This is a genomic window from Rhodococcus sp. IEGM 1408 (assembly GCF_033142235.1).
Lineage (GTDB): Bacteria > Actinomycetota > Actinomycetes > Mycobacteriales > Mycobacteriaceae > Dietzia.
This window is the reverse complement of record NZ_JAWLRW010000006.1, coordinates 128,046-143,796: the sequence shown is the minus strand read 5'-3', so window position 1 is coordinate 143,796 and position 15,751 is coordinate 128,046. Positions and strand designations below refer to the sequence as shown.

The following is a 15,751-nucleotide window of genomic DNA, read 5'->3' as shown; positions in this document are numbered from 1 at the left end:
CCCCGCCGGGCTCTAGCCCGCGCGACGGAACTCGAGTACCGAGTCCTCGTCGTAGGTCGTCCGCCGCCCCGAAGCCGGGTCGACGTACACGGCCCGCGTCGAGGACTCTGTCGTTCCCTCCACCGGCAGCGCCGCGCGCAGGTCCACCGTGAGCTCGCCCGAGCCGGTGACCTCGTAGGTCTCGACGTCCAGCGTGATGTCCGGCCCACCGTCGGACGCGGGAGCCGTGAGCGTGTCGGCCGGCTCGGGTGCGCTGGCCGCCATCCGGACGGTGGCCACGTCGCCGTCGAGCGCGGTGAGTCGGTAGGTGACGACGCGCGTCGGTGCGACCGCGTCGTCGATCGGGCGGGTGACGGTCCAGCGCGCGCCCACCCCGATGGCCTCCGACGGCCATGCCACGGTCGCATCCGCCACCGCGTTCGCCATGATCTCCACGCCCGCCCGGGCGGCGTCCGTGGCGTCGACCGGCGCCTCCAGCGAGAGCCCGCGCACGATGCCGTCCGCACTGCGGGTCCACGTGACCGTGAACCCGGTCGCGGTGGCGAACTGCGCTGCGCGGAGCTCGTCCACGGAGGTGAACGCGCGGGCCGTGACGGTGGCCCGCTGGGCACCGTCGACGTCGGGCTCCGACAGCCCCTCGACGGTCAGCGTCTGCTCGGGAGTCTCATCGGTCCGCGGCGCCGATCCCGGCACGGTGGTGCGGGCCGATCCGGACCGGGTGACGGTGACGACCTCCGGCTCCCTGGACGGCGCGTAGGACAGCACCCGCCGTTCGCCGGTGCCCCCGTCGAGCAACTCGACCGTGGGGGCGGGACCGGGATCGACCGCCACCGGCGGCTCGAGGGCCTGCGAACCCCGGACCTCGCTCGTCTCGCCCGCGGCGGTGTCGCCGGTGGCGTCGTCGCTGTCCGAGCACGCGGTGGCGGTGGCCACGAGCGCGGCCGCCGTCACCGCGACGAGCAGTCGCCGACCGGTGCGTGCGAGACGGCGCGCGGGTCGGGAGGGGCCTGGGGGGAGCGTTGATCGCGGGTCCACGATGCCCGAGCCTAGAGGGTCTCGCCCCCGGGGACTCCGGGCCCGCCGCGGCATCAGGGATACTGGACCGCATGACGGAGACCAACGGGACGCGGTCCGACGCGCCGGGACAGACGCCCCACAGCGTCAAGTCCGGCTACTTCCGAGCCGGGCCGGTGGTCATGCTGGCCATCGCCGCGGTGATCGTGATCGTCGACCAGATCACCAAGGTCCTCGCCGTGGCCGGCCTCGAGGGGCAGCAACCGATCCGGCTGGTCGGGGAGACGGTGCGTCTCGTCCTCCTGCGCAACCCCGGGGCCGCCTTCTCGATGGGCACCAGCCTCACCGTCGTCCTGAGCGTGGTCGCGACCATGGTCGTGCTGGGGTTGGTGTGGTTCTCCCGGCGGGTCCACTCGCGGTGGTGGGCGTGGGGCCTCGGGTTGATCCTCGGCGGGGCCGCCGGAAACCTGGTCGACCGGTATCTCCGTTCGCCCGATGTCCTGCGCGGGCACGTCGTGGATTTTGTCTCGGTGGGTTGGTGGCCGGTGTTCAACGTGGCGGACTCGTGTCTGGTCGCCGGGGTGATCGTGGTGGCCGTCGCCGTGCTCAGGGGACTGGACTACGACGGGTCGCGCGAGTCGGACAAGCGCGGTAGCGACGGTGAGATCAGCGTCGACGACGACGAGGGCAGCTCTGTCCCGAACAGTGCCGACGACGACGAGGGCAGCTCTGTCCAGAACAGTGCCGACGACGACGAGGGCAGCATCACCCGACGGAGCTCCACCGATGGGTGAGCTGCGCACCTTCCCCGTCCCCGACGGCCTGGACGGCATGAGAGTCGACGCCGGAGTGTCCCGACTGCTGGGGATCTCCCGGACAGCCGTGGCCGATCTCGCAGGTGAGGGCAAGGTCCTGGTGGACGGCCGGGCCGTGGGCAAGTCCGACAGGCTCACCGGGACGTCGTGGATCGAGGTCGAGATGCCCGACCCGCGGGCCGAGCCCGCGGTGGTCGCCGAGCCCGTCGAGGGGATGGCGGTCATCTACTCGGATGCCGACATCGTCGTCGTCAACAAACCCGTCGGGGTGGCCGCGCACGCCTCCGTGGGCTGGACCGGTCCCACGGTGATCGGCGGCCTGGCCGCGGCCGGCTACCGCATCTCCACCTCCGGGCCGCCGGAGCGCAAGGGGATCGTCCACCGCCTGGACGTCGGCACCTCGGGGTTGATGGTGGTCGCCGCCTCCGAACGCGCGTACACGCTGCTCAAGCGCGCCTTCCGCGACCGCACCGTCGACAAGACCTACCACGCGTTGGTCCAGGGGCATCCCGATCCGTCGTCCGGGACGATCGACGCCCCGATCGGCCGCCACAACTCGTCCGACTGGCGGTTCGCCGTGACCTCCGACGGCAAACACTCGGTCACCCACTACGACACCCTCGAGGCGCACCAGGCCGCCTCGCTCGTCGAGGTGAAGCTGGAGACCGGACGTACCCACCAGATCCGCGTGCACTTCTCGGCCCTGCACCACCCGTGCGCCGGTGACCTGACCTACGGCGCCGACCCGGTGCTGGCCAAGCGGCTGGGGCTGGAGCGGCAGTGGCTGCAGGCCGTGGGCCTGGGCTTCGAACACCCGGGAACCGGCGAGCGCGTGGATTTTGCCAGCGACTACCCCGACGACCTCCAGCACGCACTGGACCTGCTGCGTTCGGCATGACCGGCACCCCGGGCACGACCGTCACGACCGACACGACCGGCCGGGCGGTTGACCCCCGGGCGACCGGGGGCCGGGTGACCTCGCGGGCGGTCGCCGCGCGGGCGCTCAGGGTCGCGGGCATGGGCGTGGTGATCGTTCTGGCGTTGGTGGCGATCCTCACCGCACTGCGGACCGAGCTCCCGCGCAGCCCCGGGGTGATGAGCGACGCACTCGGCCCGGAGAACGGCGAACTGATCGACGGCTACCTCGCGCGCGCGAGCGCCTCGCTCGCCGGGGACGACAACGACAACAACAACAACGACGACGACGACGACAACGCCGCCGACGCCGATGCACCTCGCTGGGCCCTCGTGACGGCAGACCGGGCGTGGTCCGTTCCCGAGGCGGCCGGCATGGTCCGAGGGTTGCCGAGGGTCTCGGGGCTGTACGTGCAGGTACCCGTCGACGGGGTGGCCATGCCGGTGAGCGGCGTGACGCTGACCGAGCCGACGGCCGGGGAGGCGGGCCGCGAGCCGGCATTCGAACGTGGCCTCGAGCAGGTGATGCGGCGGCTGGATGTGGGCCCGTCCGCCGCCGACCGGGCCACCTCCGACCGGGCCACCTCCGACCGGGCCGCCTCCGACCGGGCCGCCGCGGCCGCTGCGCTCACCGTCGCCCGGATGCGAGAGGGGGAGCCGGCGATCGTCGGCCTGCTCGCCCGCGGCACGTCCGCGCAGCTGCGGGCCGTGGCCGAGCAGCCGGGGGTGCGAGCCGTCGAGGCGCTGCCCGCCGACGCGGTGTGGGAGCACTTCGCGGTCCGGCCGCTCCAACCCCAGCAGGTCGACGCCGCGGTCCCGTTGCCCGACAGCGCGCCGGTGCCGCCCGCCTGAGTCCGATCCCCCCGGCACCGGCGGCACGTCGACCAGACCGTGCCGGCGCTAGGGTGGCGCGGGTGAGCGAGGAGCGCGGGGGAGCCGCACCGGATCGATCAGCGGCCGCCGGCAAGCGGGTGTCCGCCGACAAGCAGACGGCCGCCGACAAGCAGACGGCCGCCGACAAGCACGTGGCCGGGGGCATGCTCGCCGGCGTCCTCGCGTACACGCTGTGGGGTTTCTTCCCGGCGTTCTTCCCGCTGCTCGAGCCCGCCGGCGCCGTGGAGATCGTGGGCCACCGGATCGTGTGGTCGCTGGTGGTGATGGCTATCGTCCTCACCGCGCTGCGGCGGTGGCGCGAGCTGTGGGCCATCGACCGGGCGTCCTGGGCCCGGATCACCGGGGCCGCGGTGTTCATCACCGCCAACTGGGGCGTCTACGTGTACGCGGTCAACTCCGAGCGGGTCACCGAAGCCGCGCTGGGGTACACGATCAACCCCCTGGTCAGCGTGATCCTTGGGGTACTGGTCTTCCGCGAACGTCTCAACCGCCCACAGGTCCTCGCGGTGGGCCTCGCCGTCGTCGCCGTGGGGGTCCTGACCGTCGGGTACGGACACTTCCCGTACCTGTCCGTGATCCTCGCCCTGAGCTTCGGGTTGTACGGCGTGCTCAAGAAGAAGCTCCGGGTGGACCCGGTGATCGGGATGACCGGCGAGGTCCTGGTGATCGCCCCGCTCGCCCTCGCGCTGCTGGTGTGGCTGGGGGTGACCGGCGCGGGGACGTTCACCGGGTACGGCCTCGGTCATTCCGTGCTGTTGGCCACCGCCGGCCTGGTGACGGTGGTGCCCCTGTTGCTGTTCGCCGTCGCGGCCCAGCGGATCCCGCTGGCCACGGTGGGCATGCTGCAGTACATCGTCCCGGTGCTCCAGATGGCGTGGGGCCTGCTGGCCGTGGGCGAGCGGCTGGACGCCGTGCAGTGGGTGGGATTCGCGTTGATCTGGGTGGCCGTGATCGCGTTCACGCTGGCCGGGAGAGCGCCACGCCCGGTGCGTCTCGGCGGTTCGAGTCCTGTCGGAGTTGCGACCTACACTGGCCCGGACAAGTCGTAGGAGGAATGCTGCGTGAGCGGATCCCAGTTCGTGCATCTGCACAATCACACCGAGTTCTCGATGCTCGATGGGATGGCTCAGATCAACCCGATGTTCGCCGAGGCCAAGCGGCTCGGCATGCCCGCGGTGGGGATGACCGACCACGGCAACATGTACGGGTCCTCGGACTTCTACAAACAGGCCGTGAAGAGCGGGCTCAAGCCGATCATCGGGATCGAGGCGTACGTCGCCCCCGAGTCGCGGTTCAACAAGAAGCGCGTGCTGTGGGGTGAGAAGAACCAGAAGAGCGACGACGTCGCCGGGTCCGGCGCCTACACCCACATGACCATGGTCGCGGAGAACGCCACCGGCCTGCGCAACCTGTTCCGGCTCTCCTCACTGGCCTCCTACGAGGGGCAGCTGGGCAAGTGGGCGCGGATGGACGCCGAGATCCTGGCCGAGTACTCCGAGGGGATCATCGCCACCTCCGGCTGCCCGTCGGGGGAGATCCAGACGCGGTTGCGCCTGGGCCACGTCGACGAGGCCTACGAGGCGGCGGCGAAGTGGCAGTCGATCTTCGGCAAGGACAACTTCTTCCTCGAGCTCATGGACCACGGCATCGACATCGAGCGGCGGGTCCGGGAGGACCTGGTCAAGCTCGGCAAGGACCTGGGCATGCCGCCCCTGGTGACCAACGACTGCCACTACGTCACCCGCGATCAGTCGCTCGCCCACGAGGCCATGCTCTGTGTGCAGACCGGCAAGACCCTCGCCGACGAGAACCGCTTCAAATTCGACGGCGACGGCTACTACCTCAAGTCGGCGGAGGAGATGCGTGCCCAGTGGGACTCCGAGGTCCCCGACGGTTGCGACAACACCCTGTGGGTCGCCGAGCGCGTCCAGCCCTACGACGACATCTGGGCCCCCAAGGACCGGATGCCCAAGTTCCCCGTGCCCGAAGGCGAGACGGAGGACACCTGGCTGGCCAGGGAGGTTCACAAGGGCCTGGAGTGGCGTTTCCCCGCCGGCATCCCCGAGGAGTACCTGGACCGGGCCAAGTTCGAGCTCGAGGTGATCAAGGGGAAGGGCTACCCCGGGTACTTCCTGGTGGTCGGTGACCTCATCGAGTACGCGCGTTCGATCGGCATCAAGGTCGGACCGGGCCGAGGGTCCGCCGCGGGTGCGCTGGTGGCGTACGCGCTCAAGATCACCAACATCGACCCGATCGAACACGGGTTGCTGTTCGAGCGCTTCCTCAACCCCGAGCGTCCGTCGGCGCCGGATATCGATATCGACTTCGACGACCGGCGCCGCGGCGAGATGATCCGCTACGCCAGCGACAAGTGGGGCGCGGACAAGATCGCCCAGGTCATCACGTTCGGCACCATCAAGACCAAGGCCGCCATCAAGGACTCCGCGCGCGTGAACTTCGGCCAGCCGGGCTACGCGATCGCCGACCGGATCACCAAGGCCCTGCCCCCGGCGGTCATGGCCAAGGACATCCCGCTGTCGGGCATCACCAACCCCAAACACGAGCGCTACGGCGAGGCCTCGGAGGTCCGCCAGCTCCTCGAGACCGACCCGGACGTCAAGCGGATCTACGACACGGCCCGCGGGTTCGAGGGCATGGTCCGGCAGGCGGGTGTCCACGCCTGTGCGGTGATCATGTCCTCCGAGCCGCTGCTCGACGTGATCCCCATGTGGAAGCGTGCCCAGGACGGCGCCCTCATCACCGGGTGGGACTACCCGTCCTGCGAGGACATCGGCCTGCTCAAGATGGACTTCCTGGGCCTGCGCAACCTCACGGTGATCGGCGACTGTCTGGACAACATCAAGCTCAACCGCGGCGAGGACATCGACCTCGACACGCTCAAGACCGACGACCAGGCGACCTACGACCTGCTGGCCAGCGGCGACACCCTGGGCGTGTTCCAGCTGGACTCCGGTGGCATGCGCGAACTGCTCAAACGCATGAAGCCCACCGGTTTCAACGACATCGTGGCAGCCCTCGCGCTGTACCGACCCGGGCCCATGGGTATGGGAACGCACTGGAACTATGCCGACCGCAAGAACGGCAAGCAGGAGCTCACTCCCATCCACCCGGAGCTGGAGGAGCCGCTCAAGGTGATCCTGGGCGAGACCCACGGTCTGATCGTGTACCAGGAGCAGATCATGGCCATCTCCCGCGAGCTCGCGGGATACACGGCCGGTGAGGCCGACGGCTTCCGCAAGGCCATGGGCAAGAAGAAGGCCGAGGTGCTGGCCGCCGAGTACGAGAAGTTCTCCGGAGGAATGTTCGACCGGGGTTTCTCCAAGGAGGCGGTCGACGCGCTGTGGGGCACCATCGAGCCCTTCGCGTCCTACGCGTTCAACAAGTCCCACGCCGCCGGGTACGGACTCGTGTCGTACTGGACCGGTTTCCTCAAGGCCAACTACCCGGCCGAGTACATGGCCGCGCTGCTGACCTCGGTGGGTGACGACAAGGACAAATCCGCGCTGTATCTGTCCAACTGTCGGCAGATGGGCATCAAGGTCCTCCCGCCGTCGGTCAACGAGTCGCTGACCAACTTCGCCTCGGTGGGCACCGACATCCGCTTTGGCATGGGCGCGGTCCGCAACGTGGGAGCTCATGTGGTGGAGTCCGTCGTCACGGCCCGCGAGAAGAAGGGGGCCTTCACCGACTTCTCGGACTACCTGGCCAAGATCGACCAGACCGCGTGCACCAAGAAGGTCACCGAGTCGCTGATCAAGGCCGGCGCGTTCGACTCCCTCGGTCACCCGCGTAAGGGCCTGTTCCTGGTCCACGCCGAAGCAGTGGAATCGGTCATGTCCACCAAGAAGGCCGAGGCGGTGGGGCAGTTCGACCTCTTTGGCGGGGGAGATGCCGACGACGACTCGGGCTTCAGTGACGTCTTCGCGGTGCGCGTCCCCGATGAGGAATGGGACATCAAACAGAAGTTGGCCCTCGAGCGGGAAATGCTCGGTCTGTACGTGTCCGGGCACCCGCTCGACGGGCTCGAATCCGCGCTCGACGCCAAGACCGATACCACCATCGCCAGGATCCACGAGGGCGAGCTGCCACACGGCACCCCGGTGACGATCGGCGGGATCATCTCCGGCGTGGACCGGCGGGTCAACAAGAACGGCGAGCCGTGGGCGATCGTGAACATCGAGGACTTCAACGGCAGCGTCGAGGTGCTGTTCTTCCCCAAGACCTACCGGCTCGCCGCCCTCGACATCGCCGAGGATGCGGTGGTCCTGGTCAAGGCGCGGATCAACATTCGAGAGGAGCGCGTCTCCGTGTTCGGCGACACGCTCGAGGTGCCGAACCTGGTCGTGGGCGGGAACGGGGCCCCGCTCGCACTCACCCTCCCGACCCGCATGTGCACGATCGAGACGGTCACCGCCCTCAAACAGGTCCTCTGCCGGCACCCCGGGCCGTCGGATGTCCACCTGCGGTTGGTCAACGGGAAGTCGTCCACCGTGTTGCGGCTCGACGACCATCTGCGGGTGGAGACGTCGTCGTCCCTCATGGGTGATCTCAAGGCGCTGCTCGGACCGGGTTGCCTCACCGGTTGACCAGTTGGCGGTGACGACGGCCGCGGTGGGACACTGGTGGCCGTGACCGCCACCGAATCACCAACCACCCAGGTCGTAACCACCGACGACATCGACATCGCCGCCCGCCGCATCGGCGATGTGGTCCGTGCGAGTGACCTGGACGTGAGCGATCGGCTGAGCGAGCAGACTGGTGCGAGGATCCTGCTCAAGCGGGAAGACCAGCAAGCCGTCAGGTCGTACAAGATCCGGGGCGCCTACAACCTGATGTCGCAGCTGAGCAGCGACGAGCGCAGCGCGGGGGTGGTGACGGCGAGCGCCGGGAACCACGCTCAGGGTGTGGCCTTCGCCTGCCGGAGCCTGGAGATCAACGGCCGCATCTACGTGCCGACCAACACCCCCAAGCAGAAGCGCGACCGGATTCTGGCCCACGGGCGCAACTGGGTGGAGTTGGTGGTCACCGGCACCAACTTCGACGCGGCCCAGACAGCGGCGCGTGCTGATGCCGAGCGGACCGGGGCGACGATGGTCCCGCCGTTCGACCACCCGGACACCATGGCCGGGCAGGGCACTATCGCCGCCGAGATCCTGGCTCAGCTCGACCGGGCCCCCGACGCTGTGGTGGTGCCGGTGGGCGGCGGTGGCCTGGTGGGTGGTCTGGCCATCTACCTCGCGGAGTACGCGCCCGACTGCAAGATCATCGCGGTGGAGCCCGCGGGCGCGCCGTCGCTGACCAAGGCACTGGAAGCCGGGGAACCGGTCACTCTCGACAAGGTGGACACCTTCGTCGACGGGGCCGCCGTGGCCCGGCTCGGAGAGTTCCCGTTCGGGGTGATCGCCTCGATGTCCGACCGGATCCGGGTCCTCACCGTGGACGAGGGCGCGGTGTGCACGGAGATGCTCGAGCTATACCAGAACGAGGGGATCATCGCCGAGCCTGCCGGCGCGCTGGCCGTGACAGCTCTTCACCAGCTGGAGATCGACGAGGGCGCGACGGTCGTCTGCATCGTCTCGGGCGGGAACAACGACGTCTCCCGGTACAGCGAGATCATCGAACGCTCGCTGGTCCACCGGGGGCTCAAGCACTACTTCCTGGTCAAGTTCCCCCAGGAGCCCGGGCAGCTCCGTCGTTTCCTCGACGAGGTGCTGGGTCCCGAGGACGACATCACGCAGTTCGAGTACCTCAAGCGCAACAACCGTGAGTACGGCGCCGCGCTCGTGGGCATCGAGCTCGGCTCCGCCACGGGCCTGCACTCCCTGCTCGAGCGGATGGCGGCCTCCCGCATCGACTGCGAGCAGCTCGAGCCCGGCACCGCCGCGTACGAGTACCTGACCTGAGCTGAGGCTGGTACCTGAACACACGATAGGGCCCCTGCCGGACGATCTCTCGTCCTGCAGGGGCCCTTCGTTTCAGGGACGGTGTCCCCGGTTGGCGTCCGCGGCCGGCCGGTTCCGCCCGGGGCGGACGTCGGGTTACGGGGTGGTCCCGGTCCCGGTCCCGGTCCCGGTCCCCGTCCCGGTGCCCGCACCGGAGCCGGTGCCGAGGATTTCTCCGATCGAGGCAGCAGAGATCTCTCCGAGCGAACTGGTGGCCCCGCCATCGGCGGACAGCGACTGGATCGAACCGCTGATGACCGCCCCGACGACGGCCGGGTCGAGCGTGCCGGCGACGTCGCCGAGAGACGCAGCCGGACCGGTCGAGCCCTGGGCCGTGCCGGACGACCCCAGGACGGTTCCGACGCCGGTCGCGATCGAACCGGGGGTCAGTAGGCCCGCGATCTGGTCGGTGCTCCCCGCGTCACCCTCCCCGGGCAACGACCCGGTGAGCGACCCGGTGAGCGAGCCCGACACGGTCGGGTTGCTGAGGATGCCGAGCAGCGAACCCAGGTCCGCTCCCTCGGTCTGAGCGTTGGCGGCGGGTGCTCCGAGAGCGAAGGCGAGCCCGAGAGCGCCGACAACGGCCGCGGACTTGGTGAATGTTCGGGTCGAGATGGAAGCCATGTTTCCCCTAAGTGGTGGCGAACGACGCCCTCGCTGACGCGAAGGCCGGGTGATGCATCCCCCCTTTTTCAGGACGCCCGCCGAAGGCTACGTTGTTTGATTGTGTTTTAGAACACCCTCCCTCAAAAGTGTCCAACTCTGTAGCTGCACGACATAACGCCTGGCCAGCGGCATGAACAAGATCTGGGCGCCTGAGTGCACCGGCTAGAGGCTCAACTACCCGAGCTATGGGTGTGGTAACGCCTCTCAGGAGCGAGGCACATGACGGTCGGCGGCTTGTCTGAGCCGGACTGTCGTGCGGAGCTGGCCCGGCGAATCTGCCCTTCCGGCCACCGGACGAACAGCCCCGACACGACGGAGCCCCTGCCGGACGATGATTCGTCCGACAGGGGCTCCGCCTTGACGAGGCGCTGCTACCCGGGGGGTAACAGATCAGGGGATGATCACTACCGGCGGCGCAGGCGGGTTGAACGCGCCGAGCGCTGTGGAGCCGGACTGCACGAGGCCGCCGACCGAACCGTCGGAGACGCCGGTGAGCATGCCCGTCAGGTCGGACGACATTCCGGCGGAACCCGAGTTGGCCTCCCCGAGACCGTCCGGATCGATGTTGCCGGCGATCTGGCCGACCGAACCGGCCGAGCCCTGCGAGGAGCCGGCCTCGAGGTCGTCGAGGGCATCGGTCTGCGATCCGGCATCGCCGAGAGAACCCCCGACTGACCCGACCGAACCGGTGAGGGACCCGGTCTCGCCGACGGAACCATCGAAGAAGCCGCCGAGGTTGTCCCAGTTGCCGTCGCCGATCAGCCCGGTGAGCGAACCGAGGCTCCCGAAGGACGGGGCGTCGACCTCAACCTGGGCGCCGGCGGTAGCGGCGGTGCCGAACACGGCGAGTGCACCGAACGCGCCGACGGCGACGGCGGTCCGCAGGGACGAACGGAGCGAGACTGAAGCCATGAAATTCCCCTTAAGGAAGTGGAGGGATCCTGCCTGATGGATCAGGCCGGAGTGTGATCCGCCTAACAATCTGGACGCTTGCTAAGCATTGCATAACAGTTTTGTTAGCGCAAACACATTCTCGAATTGTGTCCATCTTCCGCTGGTCGTCGGCCCAATTGAGGCCTCTGAACTGCGTTTTAACCTGTTTACCGCGCGGTCGATGGTCAAGGAGTTTGAAATGCGCGGGCGAGGTTCGCCCTTCAGGGGTGAAGCTCGCCTCTCGGGCCTGTGACCGGAGTGTGATCCGTGCATTTGCTGATAATCAAAGCCGGTGAGCGTTCCGAGCCCTGCCTGTGGCCGGCGCCGAGCGCGGCCGGCGGTGGTGTCAGCGGTTCCCGGTCGACCCGATCGGGAGCGTGCCGCCGTTGCTCGGTGAGGGTGCGACGCCGCCCTCGTATCCGGCGAGCGCATACGCCTGCCCGTTGGGGTCGCTGCAGACGAGGAACGCGCCCGCGGAGAAATCGGTGCGCGGCCCGCTGCTCGGGGCCGAGAGCGGGACCGACCGTGACTGGGTGGCCCCGTTGTTGACGGAGAATGTGCCGGTGGTCCCGGCGTGGCCTGCCATCTTGGCCGCGGTGTTGCCGCGGGAGATCCAGTCCCGTGCCGCGTAGGCATCACCGAGGATCGGCGAGATGCTGCCCGAGGGGAGGAGGCCCAACAGCGGTCCGAACGGGACCTGTGCGGTGATCGTGCCGTTCTGGTTCTGCACGTTCCCGGAGCTGCCGAACGCGGAGACGGGATCCGATTTGTAGGCGAAGTTCGCGTAGTACTGCACGGCCGCCTGGGTCACCGGTGCCGTGGTCACGCTGGCGCCGATACTGCCGTTCCCTTCGGGGCCGGCGCAGGTGAGGTTGCGGCCGGAGTTGTTGGCGACACCGACGGTGACGGCGCTCAGGTTGGGTTGTGTCACGGTGACGATCACCCCGGGTAAGGAGGTCACCACGACCTTGCCGGCATTGACGTCACCGGGGATGACGTTCTGCGCCCCCGCGACGGCGGGTGCGACCGCGAGGGCGGTGAGGGTGGCGGTCGAAAGTAGCGCAGTCTTGAGGGGGAAGGACATGGTGGGTCTCCGTCGGATTGTGGGGAGCTAGAGGGCGGGGGCGACGCCGCCCTCGTAGCCTGCGAACACATGCGCGCGCCGTGCGCCGGCGGTCTCGGTGCAGAAGAACATCGCTCCGGCTTGGAAGTCGGTGCGCTGGCCACTCGCGGGGGCGCCCAGTGGTGCGCTCCACGTCACCGAGCCGTTAGCGGCGATGTTGAAGACCGCATCGCCGCCCACGCGGGGGTCGCCGGTGTGCCCGAGCACCCGGGCGGACTCCTGGGCCGTGCGGATGTCGATGAGCTCCGACCGCGTCGCGCCGAGCGCCTTGTTGAAACTGCCGGTGGGGAGGATGTCCAGCAGGCTGCCGATCGGCATGGGGTCGAGGTCGATGCCGCCGAGGGGAAGATCGACTCCACCAACCGGTTCGAAGACGTTGTTGGCGTAGTAGCGCATCGACCTTGCCACGACCTCGGCCTCGGTGACCTGTCCGGGGAACTCCAGACCCTGGACCCCTGGGGTGGCGCAGCGGAAGGCCGTGCCGGTGGTGTTCTGGATCCGGCCGGTGATGGTTGTCGCCGAGGCCTGCGCCGCGTCCACCGTGACGGCCAGCCGGTTGCTGTCGGTGATCACGACGGTGCCGGTGTCGATCGCGCCCGGGATCTGTGCGTGGGCGACCGCCGGGCAACCGAGCCCGACGGTGAGTGCGGACACGAGCGCGAGCGCACGGAGGGGGACTGCGGCCATGGTGGTCTCCTGATGGATCCGGGTGGTGGTGGGGTGCGCGGCTCAGCTGCCGAAGCGGCCGGTCTCGGACGAGGTGATGCTGCCCAGTGGGATGGTGGGTGTCGCGTCGCCGAAGTACCCCGAGAACAGGTAGTCCTGCCCGGAGATCTGACAGGCGATCAGTGCGCCGGGTCGGAAGGATGACGGGCGAGGGCCCGCGGCCGGCTCGTTGAGGGCGACGGTCCGGGTGATGCCGCTGGAGGCCGGGATGGTGACCGTGTCGATCGTGCCCACCAGACCGTCCAGACGCGCGTCGGTGTACATCTCGCTGAGTCGGCCGGTAGCGCCGAACTCCGGCCGAAGGCTCCCGCTCAAGCTCCCCGGGATCAGCGTCGTGATACTGCCCAGGTCCGCCCCGACGGTCAGGATGTTGGTGCCGTTGCTGCCCACCGGGATCGCCAGGGCGGGATCGAAGGTGTGCGGGTACTGGGCGTAGTAGTCGACGGTCCGGGCGACGATCTCGTCGGTGGTGACCGTCCCCGCACGAGACGTGGTGCCGGTGTCGGTGCCCCGGATGCCACTGCAGGTGATCGCCGAGCTGGTGTTGTTCTGCAGGCTCAGGCCGACGGTGCCAGCTGTGAGATTCGGAGCGTCGACTGCGACCTGGACCAGGGTGCTGTCCACGATGACGACGTTAGTTCCGAGATCGACACCGGGCAGCTGGGCGGAAGCGGGGGCAGCCACGGCGACGGCGATCGCGACCGCGGTCGCTGCGGCGGCTGCGCTTCTGACCGCTGTGCGGGTGACGGCGGCGGACCGGGGACCGGCATGGGTGCGAGTTCTGGGCATACGTCCGACTCCTGGGGCGACGAGGGATCTGGGCTGCGTCGGGCGGGCGCTGGAGGCGCCGACGAACGAAGTATTGACGTTAGTGACCCAAAACACAACTCGGTGAAGTTCAGTAAACGGTAAGGCGCTACGCTGCTGTTGAAGACGTTAACACGCGCGTCGATGTGTTTTCTATCACTGCCGGATGTTAGGTTTGCCCGAGCCTGACACTGAAAATCCCACGGCGTCCTGCGACTGATCTGCGGGATCACGAATTGATTAAGGATGGCCGCATGACTCTGTGGCGAAAGACCTCCGCCTTCCTCGCGGCGGGACTGGCGGCTGGCGTCGTCTCCCCGGTCACCCCCATCGCAGTGGCGCAGGAACTGTCCACTCGGTCCACGGCGGTGACGCACAGCTGTGCTGTCGTCCACAACACGTCAGCCCTCAACAAGGAGCACCGAACCAAGGTGACCCCGGATTCGGTGACCTCCCGCTATCCGGCCATCGTCGCACCGGGAGAGATCTTCACGGCGTACGTTCAGCCCGGTCCGATGACCACGGCGAGCGGGAGCGGGGAGGGCTACGGCGCCGGCCGCCTCAGCTACGACCTGGCATTCCCGACGAACTCCACGAATCTCGGAGCGGTCAAGAACGGCGGCGAGAGCGGGTTCTCCTCGGCCGGCACGATCATGGCCGTCGACCGGGTGGGCTCCACTGGTGCCGCCCAGGCGCTCGGCCCCTACGCGCGGATCTGGGGAGGCGAGAGTGCCGTACTGGAATCCGGGCAGGCAGGAACCTGGGCTAACGACTGGCAGGGCGGCCTCCAGGTGCCAGGCAACACGACGTTCCGGTTCCCGGAGGTCGCGCTACGGATGAGGGCGCCTGTGACGGCGGGAGGTTCGACCATCGCCGTAGGCCTGAAGGGGGCGGGTACTACCAACGGGAGCACGACGAACGGGGCCAACAACACCGTCCAAGGGGCCGAGAAGGCCGGATACTTCGGAAGCTACCTCTACACCACGCGGTTCTACTGCAACTCCTCCGCCAACGCGTCCGCGCTCTCCTCCACGGTCGTCAGCAGCTCGCTTCCCCGCTATCTCGCCAAGACCAGCACGCGGATGGTCACCCCGGCGACCCTGCTCCCCCTGAATGCCAGGACGATGAACCTCACCGCGGAGGTGTCCTCCAGCGAGGAACTGATGTCCAACATCAGCCCGGGCGGGATGAACTTCACGATCCGGAACAAGGCCACCGGGCAGGTCCTCGCGACCGTGCCGAACGTGGCGATCGGGACTGACGGCCGCGCGACCGTGGCCAACTACGCGTTCCCCGCGCTGAGCGCGGGCTCGTTCCGCGACGAATACGAGGTCACGGCGTCCTACGCCGGTCGTGCCAACGACATCGAGGCGAGCACGTCTGACCCCGTTACGGTCGCCGTCGGGTACAACGAGGTCAACGTCGGCGTCGTCCTCACCTCCACTAACGGCTCACTCACCGGGGGGACGATGCCCGTGACGCTCCGGGCCGCGTTCTCGCTGCCCGCCGGGAAATCGGCGCCTGCCGGGCTGGCGATACAGCTCTACCGGAACGACCAGCCACTCGGCGCGCCGACGGCGATCAACGCGGGGACGACGACCGCCAACTACACCTTCCCCACGGACACCCTGACCCAGTACACGGACACCCGGACCTACCGCTACCGGGCCGAGATCGTGCCGGTGATCTCCGGGGTGGAGCGCTACGTGGGCGGGTCAGCGACGCCGGTCGCCGCGATCGTCGTGGGCAGCAGCCCCGGTTCGCCCCTGCCCGACGGCGGCGAGGGCTCGGTCAGCCTCGAGGGCTTCTTCCGCGCGCCTCAGCTGGTCTGGGACTGGCTCTCCGGGAGCATGGGCCAGGCCGGGACGTTCTCGCTGGGGTTCGCCAACTGACCC

13 protein-coding genes are annotated in these 15,751 nt (G+C 68.8%); 7 read left to right on the top strand and 6 right to left on the bottom strand.

What is annotated here, in order from left to right; genetic code table 11:
* Nucleotides 1-12 precede the first annotated feature (12 nt).
* Nucleotides 13-1,035, bottom strand: coding sequence for a hypothetical protein (locus R4P08_RS11330; RefSeq protein WP_317813955.1), 1,023 nt, complete (start codon nucleotides 1,033-1,035; stop codon nucleotides 13-15).
* 71 nt (nucleotides 1,036-1,106) lie between these two features.
* Here R4P08_RS11330 and lspA point away from each other — a divergent pair, with 71 nt between their 5' ends.
* The 6 genes from lspA to ilvA all read left to right on the top strand — a co-directional run bounded on the left by lspA (nucleotide 1,107) and on the right by ilvA (nucleotide 9,562).
* Nucleotides 1,107-1,808, top strand: coding sequence for a signal peptidase II (gene lspA, locus R4P08_RS11325; protein ID WP_317813954.1), 702 nt, complete (start codon nucleotides 1,107-1,109; stop codon nucleotides 1,806-1,808).
* Nucleotides 1,801-2,727, top strand: coding sequence for an RluA family pseudouridine synthase (locus tag R4P08_RS11320; protein WP_317813953.1), 927 nt, complete (start codon nucleotides 1,801-1,803; stop codon nucleotides 2,725-2,727). The genes lspA and R4P08_RS11320 overlap by 8 nt, the downstream gene beginning before the upstream one ends.
* The gene (locus R4P08_RS11315) at nucleotides 2,724-3,596 is read left to right on the top strand and encodes a hypothetical protein (protein WP_317813952.1); all 873 of its coding nucleotides are present in this window, start codon (nucleotides 2,724-2,726) and stop codon (nucleotides 3,594-3,596) included. Before R4P08_RS11320 ends, R4P08_RS11315 begins: the two co-directional genes overlap by 4 nt.
* Nucleotides 3,597-3,781: 185 nt before the next feature.
* On the top strand, nucleotides 3,782-4,687 hold the full coding sequence (gene rarD, locus R4P08_RS11310; protein WP_411741199.1) for an EamA family transporter RarD: 906 nt from the start codon (nucleotides 3,782-3,784) through the stop codon (nucleotides 4,685-4,687).
* Nucleotides 4,688-4,747: 60 nt separating this feature from the next.
* The gene (gene dnaE, locus R4P08_RS11305; RefSeq protein ID WP_411741198.1) at nucleotides 4,748-8,245 is read left to right on the top strand and encodes a DNA polymerase III subunit alpha; all 3,498 of its coding nucleotides are present in this window, start codon (nucleotides 4,748-4,750) and stop codon (nucleotides 8,243-8,245) included.
* Between the two features lie 42 nt (nucleotides 8,246-8,287).
* A complete protein-coding gene (gene ilvA, locus R4P08_RS11300; RefSeq protein WP_317813949.1) occupies nucleotides 8,288-9,562 on the top strand; it encodes a threonine ammonia-lyase IlvA in 1,275 nt (424 codons plus the stop codon).
* Nucleotides 9,563-9,697: 135 nt separating this feature from the next.
* On the opposite strand, the gene R4P08_RS11295 is transcribed toward ilvA, so the two are convergent.
* The 5 genes from R4P08_RS11295 to R4P08_RS11275 all read right to left on the bottom strand — a co-directional run bounded on the left by R4P08_RS11295 (nucleotide 9,698) and on the right by R4P08_RS11275 (nucleotide 13,838).
* Entirely contained in the window at nucleotides 9,698-10,225 is a 528-nt protein-coding gene (locus R4P08_RS11295) for a hypothetical protein (protein ID WP_317813948.1), read from the bottom strand.
* Between the two features lie 432 nt (nucleotides 10,226-10,657).
* Entirely contained in the window at nucleotides 10,658-11,179 is a 522-nt protein-coding gene (locus tag R4P08_RS11290) for a hypothetical protein (protein ID WP_317813947.1), read from the bottom strand.
* Nucleotides 11,180-11,546: 367 nt separating this feature from the next.
* On the bottom strand, nucleotides 11,547-12,284 hold the full coding sequence (locus R4P08_RS11285; RefSeq protein WP_317813946.1) for a hypothetical protein: 738 nt from the start codon (nucleotides 12,282-12,284) through the stop codon (nucleotides 11,547-11,549).
* Between the two features lie 27 nt (nucleotides 12,285-12,311).
* Nucleotides 12,312-13,010, bottom strand: a complete 699-nt coding sequence (locus tag R4P08_RS11280) for a hypothetical protein (protein ID WP_317813945.1) — start codon at nucleotides 13,008-13,010, stop codon at nucleotides 12,312-12,314.
* 42 nt (nucleotides 13,011-13,052) lie between these two features.
* The gene (locus tag R4P08_RS11275) at nucleotides 13,053-13,838 is read right to left on the bottom strand and encodes a hypothetical protein (protein ID WP_317813944.1); all 786 of its coding nucleotides are present in this window, start codon (nucleotides 13,836-13,838) and stop codon (nucleotides 13,053-13,055) included.
* 272 nt (nucleotides 13,839-14,110) lie between these two features.
* On the opposite strand from R4P08_RS11275, the gene R4P08_RS11270 reads away from it, so the two are divergent.
* A complete protein-coding gene (locus tag R4P08_RS11270) occupies nucleotides 14,111-15,748 on the top strand; it encodes a hypothetical protein (RefSeq protein ID WP_317813943.1) in 1,638 nt (545 codons plus the stop codon).
* Nucleotides 15,749-15,751: the final 3 nt, after the last annotated feature.

Coding starts and splice junctions, on each gene's coding strand:
- dnaE (WP_411741198.1), top strand. CDS start 4,748: ATGCTCGATGGGATGGCTCAGATCAACCCGATGTTCGCCGAGGCCAAG.
- R4P08_RS11285 (WP_317813946.1), bottom strand. CDS start 12,284: ATGTCCTTCCCCCTCAAGACTGCGCTACTTTCGACCGCCACCCTCACC.
- R4P08_RS11315 (WP_317813952.1), top strand. CDS start 2,724: ATGACCGGCACCCCGGGCACGACCGTCACGACCGACACGACCGGCCGG.
- R4P08_RS11320 (WP_317813953.1), top strand. CDS start 1,801: ATGGGTGAGCTGCGCACCTTCCCCGTCCCCGACGGCCTGGACGGCATG.
- R4P08_RS11295 (WP_317813948.1), bottom strand. CDS start 10,225: ATGGCTTCCATCTCGACCCGAACATTCACCAAGTCCGCGGCCGTTGTC.
- R4P08_RS11280 (WP_317813945.1), bottom strand. CDS start 13,010: ATGGCCGCAGTCCCCCTCCGTGCGCTCGCGCTCGTGTCCGCACTCACC.
- R4P08_RS11290 (WP_317813947.1), bottom strand. CDS start 11,179: ATGGCTTCAGTCTCGCTCCGTTCGTCCCTGCGGACCGCCGTCGCCGTC.
- lspA (WP_317813954.1), top strand. CDS start 1,107: ATGACGGAGACCAACGGGACGCGGTCCGACGCGCCGGGACAGACGCCC.
- R4P08_RS11270 (WP_317813943.1), top strand. CDS start 14,111: ATGACTCTGTGGCGAAAGACCTCCGCCTTCCTCGCGGCGGGACTGGCG.
- R4P08_RS11275 (WP_317813944.1), bottom strand. CDS start 13,838: ATGCCCAGAACTCGCACCCATGCCGGTCCCCGGTCCGCCGCCGTCACC.
- rarD (WP_411741199.1), top strand. CDS start 3,782: ATGCTCGCCGGCGTCCTCGCGTACACGCTGTGGGGTTTCTTCCCGGCG.